The organism is Calditrichota bacterium, assembly GCA_014359355.1.
Lineage (GTDB): Bacteria > Zhuqueibacterota > Zhuqueibacteria > JANLFK01 > Oleimicrobiaceae > Oleimicrobium.
In genome coordinates this window covers 1-4,635 of record JACIZP010000211.1, presented here as the reverse complement: position 1 = coordinate 4,635, position 4,635 = coordinate 1, and the positions used below count along the sequence as shown (strand labels likewise).

Genomic DNA, 4,635 nt, shown 5'->3' with positions numbered 1-4,635 from the left:
TCCTTCTGCTGCTTTCCCCAGGAGAGATAGTCTCCCAAGTAGGCAGAGAGGCTGCCGGCGTAACGCTCGCCGCCCTCACGGGTGACGATGTTCACCACGCCGGACATCGCCTGGCCGTGCTCAGCATTGAAGGTGCCACTGATGACCTGCAGCTCGGCGATGGCGTTGTTCTCCACCTCAAACGCCGGTTGGCCTGAGTAGATGTCGTTCACCGGGATGCCGTCGATCATGTACATCACTTCGCCCTGGCGACCGCCGCGGAAATGGCCTTCCACCACACCCGCCTGAAGGTTAACCACATCGTGAAAGCGGTCAACTGGGAGGCGCTGAATGGTTTGGGAGTTAACCACCGCCTCGGTTGAGGTCAGGTCCTTGCGCACCAAGGGGCGCTCTGCAACCACAGTCACGGCCTCGCCCAGGTCGAGCACGGTCTCCTTGAGGCGGAAGTTGAGCGGGGTCGTCATGTCGATGGAGACCCTGACGTTCTCGTAGCGCACCTCCTGGTAGCCGATCATGCTCGCTTTCACCGTGTACACGCCAGGGGGGACGTTGATGACGAAGTAGTAGCCGTTGGCGTCGGTGGCAGCGCCCATCATCGTCCCCTCGATGACCACATTCACTCCGGGGAGCGGCTGGTTGGTATCGGCGTCGACGACCCTACCGGCGATTTTACCTGTAGTTCCGGCCTCCACCGTCCCACCGCCGGAGAGCAGGACGAGACTGGCACTCACCAACAGTAGTATTGCAGCACACCTGCGGCTCATTGCCCTCTCCCGTGTTGGACAGGAGCTGTGCCTGTGGTGGCGGCACCGTTCCTGTGTATCCATGACAGTACAATGCTCGGGACAGGCCAGTTCTCCGAACTGCCCGTCGCCTTGCGTTCTCCGCAAGGCTAAAGGTGAAGGGCTGCCTGCGCGGTTGCAGACAGCCCTTCTGGACTTGCTACTTCACCAACATCATCTTGCGGGTGATGGAGCCATTCAGCTTGTAGACGTACACGCCGCTCGGCACTGGTTTGCCGAAGCTGTCGGTTCCATCCCACACGACCGTGTAGCGGCCTGCCAAGCGGAACCCATCCACCAGGGTCGTGACCTTCTGGCCCAGAACGTTATAGACTTCCAACGTCACCTGCCCATCCTTTGGTACCGTGTACTCGATGGTCGTGGACGGATTGAAGGGGTTGGGGTAGTTCTGGAGCAGCTCGTGCTGCTTCGGCAGCTGGTGTCCAGCCAGCGGCTGGAACTGCTCCACTGCGGTGGGCACCAGAGTCACCTTCTGCACGGTAAAGTCATCGTACCAGCAGAAGCCTTTGGTGAAGGGGTTGAAGCGGGCGCGGACGGAGATGCCGGCGGCATCGGGCTCGGACTTGGAGATGATGGTGTACTGGGTCCAGTCCGAGGAGGAGTCGCGCTCGTCGAAGTAGAAGAACTGATCGCCACCGGTGAGATTCCAATCCGTGTAGATGGGATCGCGATGGTAGAAGAAGCAGACATTCATGCGGCTGTCGTGACGATAGCCGGTCACGTTGGAGGGCAGCCACTCGGGATTGGTCAACCCTTTGTCGCGCTTGACCCACACGCTGATCTTGTACCAGGTGTTGGGCTCCACCGGAATGGGCTCCGAGTAGAAGACCATCTCATCGCCGTTGTCGTCGGTTTCGCGCAACAGGGCCGACCAGTTGCCACTGTGCTTCTCAGTGTTGTCCAAGTTGGCAAACCCCTCAGTGCCCGCATGCCACTCCATCCACCCCTCGGGAGTCTCGGCATCGCCGTTGAACGGCCACATCGACCAGGGATCAGAACCACAGCCGATGTTGTCAAAGTACACCGTGCCCGTGGCATCCTTGCCCATCACCAGCTTCATGTACATCCCGTCCGGATCGGTGCCCGCAGGAATCAGCAGCCCATCGGTGTACTCAGTCCAGTCCTTGTCCGCCACACTCTGATCGACCGTAACAAACTGCTCGCCCAACAAGGTGCCGCCAGCGTAGAAGGAGAACAGCACGCCAATCTTGCCATCGTCAGTGGCCGGATTGGTGTTGACCCCCACCGTCTTGGCCCAGAAGCTGAGGCTGTAGAGACGGTCGGCCTTGGCGTTGTTCCAGTACAACTTGGCGTTGTTCTCGCTCACCCAGCCGGCCGGCTGCGCCGTGGTGGCCGTCTTGCTCACCTTGAAGGAGTGCTGGCTGTCATACCCCTCCCAGGCCCACTCACACTGTACCCCCGCCTGATTGTCGCCAAATGGCGCCCAGAAATTCGGCCGCAACTCCTCCACATCACCATTCGGCAAAAGATTGGTCTGCGCCAGCAGTGGCAAGGCCACAAAAAGGCAGGAGAACAGAGCAATGGTGCGCAGTCTTGCAGTCATGGTGCTTCCTCCCGGTTAGGTGCAACAGCTGCGGAGTCTGGGACCCCTCCGCGTCATGGTTTGCTACCTTGCGAACGCTGTTTCTCTCTGGAAGTCCATCACCTCCTCTCGGTGGATAGTGCGAACCAGTCGTTGCTGCGAACATCACCTCCTTTCGGTGCATTGCCTGCCAGCTATGCGGATTCCCGCAGCACGAGGGTTGTTGGCACAATGGTTCGGCTAATGGCTCGATCGTTATGGTTGATCTGTTCGACCATGCGACGCACGGCAATGGCGCCGAGCTCTTCCTTCGGCACACGGACGGTGGTCAAGGTCGGCTGGGTAGTAATCGCCGCCTCCACATCGTCGAAGCCTACAATGGCCACGTCGTCCGGAATCTTGAGACCGCGCTCTTGCATCAATCGGAGGGCGCCCACGGCCATCGCGTCGTTTGCGGCAAAGAGCGCAGTGAATGGCTGCCCTCGGTCGAGCAGGTGTTTTGCGGCTTCATAGCCGTCAGAGGTGGCGGTATAGGGCTGGTCCGTGACCACCAGTGAATCGAGTACCTCGATCCCCGCCTCCGTGAGGGCTTCTCGATACCCAATGAAGCGGTCGCGGATACTCGGGTGCTCCAAATCCCCGCCAATGAACGCGATGCGGCGATGACCCTTGTGCATGAGATGGCTCACGGCCAGTTGTGCGCCACCCACATTGTCAATCAGCACACAGGAGTAGTCGCCACGCGGTGGGTAGTAGTCGACCAAGACGATGGGGAGGCCCTTCTCCTTGACGTACTCCACGAGCCGCGATGGTACCTTGCCGGCGAAAATGACGCCGTCCACGTCGCGCTCCAGCAAGAAGCGCGGAACTTTTTCGGGACGGAAACGCCGGTCGACGGTGGTCAAGAGGATGTAATAGTCGTGACTGCGAGCTTCAAACTCGGTGCCCAAGAATACCTTAGTGTAAAAAGGTTCGGCTCGAGAGAAGTGGTCGTCGGTGAGGATGAAACCGAGATTGCCACTGCGCCGGGTGACAAGGCCACGCGCGGAACGTTGAGGGTGATAGTTGAGCTCAGCCACGGCACGCAGCACGCGTTCACGTGTTTCTGCGCTCACTTTCCCTTTGCGGTTGATCACGAGCGACACGGTGGACACCGCCACTCCCGCGCGTCGTGCAACGTCCTTGATGGTCGGGTTCATCGAAACGATTCTACCTGCCCTGTCCTATGCGGTTCGGAACCGCCATCGCACAAGCACAGCAAGGAACCCACTGGACGCGAAACGTTTCGATACAATATAACGAAGGGAGGGCAATTTGTCAAGTACTTTTTGCATCGGGGCGGAGAAAGAATTCTGCAAAGCGGTGGCTGTCGCTGTCCCTCTTTTCTCCCCGAGGCCTGCCTACTCCGAACGGTCCTTCTCGAAACAGAGCACGAGCCGTTCTTCCGCCTTTCGATGCGTGAACCGTATTGTGGTCCGGTAAGCACCATCAGCAAGCTCGGCGTCCCAGAGGAGCGAGCCGCTGCTTGCCAGCGACGCCTTAACGAGTGGTCGCGGAGAGATGACTACCACCGAACTGCTATGCCCGGCAAAGGCCGCAAACAGCAGCTCCAGGCGGCTGGCGCGTTCATCCCACTCCGCCGAGACCAGCGCGGATTGGGCCGCGGCCAGATAGGGGTGCTGTGGACGACCGAGCTCGACACTCACCCGCCGGCGAGGCGGGTTCTTGTGGGGAAGCACTGCGGAGGGGTAGTCCTGTCCATCGAAGCAGATGCGCTTGATGAGAGGGCCTTGTCCTCGGATCGAGACCAGCACTTTGTTTCCCGCTACGAACCAGTCGCTCGCGAATGCGCTTTGCCCAAGGGGCAAGAACGGATCGATGTACAGGTTCCAGGCGTTTACGGTCAGCCCGTAGATGGAAAGCAAAGCCTCCAGATACCAACCGGCGGCCCACAGGAACTGTGGCTTGTCAATGCGCCCGTACCACAAAGAATCGCCGGGGTCGCTGCAGCGGTATTCGTACATGGCCGGCTGCCCGTTGGGGCTGGTCATCACCCCGCCCAGACTCATGGTCTTAGCCAGGAAGTCGTACGCCTCCTGCCTGGCACCAACGGCGTTGAGAGCCAAAGCGTACCAGGCATTGCCATGGGGCCACACACCTCCATTGAGGTAGTGATAAGGCGGCCCGGCCTCATTGCCATGAAAGCGAAGCTGATCAACGCGTCGTGCAAAGTCCGGGGGAGAAGCGTTGAGCACTCCAATGTTCGGGTCAACCAGCATCCGGCGGGCT

4 protein-coding genes are annotated in these 4,635 nt (G+C 59.9%); all 4 read right to left on the bottom strand.

Features of this window, described 5'->3' with window-relative positions; translation table 11 throughout:
• Positions 1-764: carboxypeptidase-like regulatory domain-containing protein (locus H5U38_09580; protein MBC7187271.1), on the bottom strand; the 764-nt coding region annotated here is incomplete at its 3' end.
• Positions 765-942: 178 nt separating this feature from the next.
• On the bottom strand, positions 943-2,367 hold the full coding sequence (locus H5U38_09575; protein MBC7187270.1) for a T9SS type A sorting domain-containing protein: 1,425 nt from the start codon (positions 2,365-2,367) through the stop codon (positions 943-945).
• 173 nt (positions 2,368-2,540) lie between these two features.
• Complete coding sequence (locus H5U38_09570) at positions 2,541-3,545, bottom strand: LacI family DNA-binding transcriptional regulator (protein ID MBC7187269.1); 1,005 nt, start codon at positions 3,543-3,545, stop codon at positions 2,541-2,543.
• A gap of 201 nt (positions 3,546-3,746) precedes the next feature.
• Positions 3,747-4,635: hypothetical protein (locus H5U38_09565; GenBank protein MBC7187268.1), on the bottom strand; the 889-nt coding region annotated here is incomplete at its 5' end.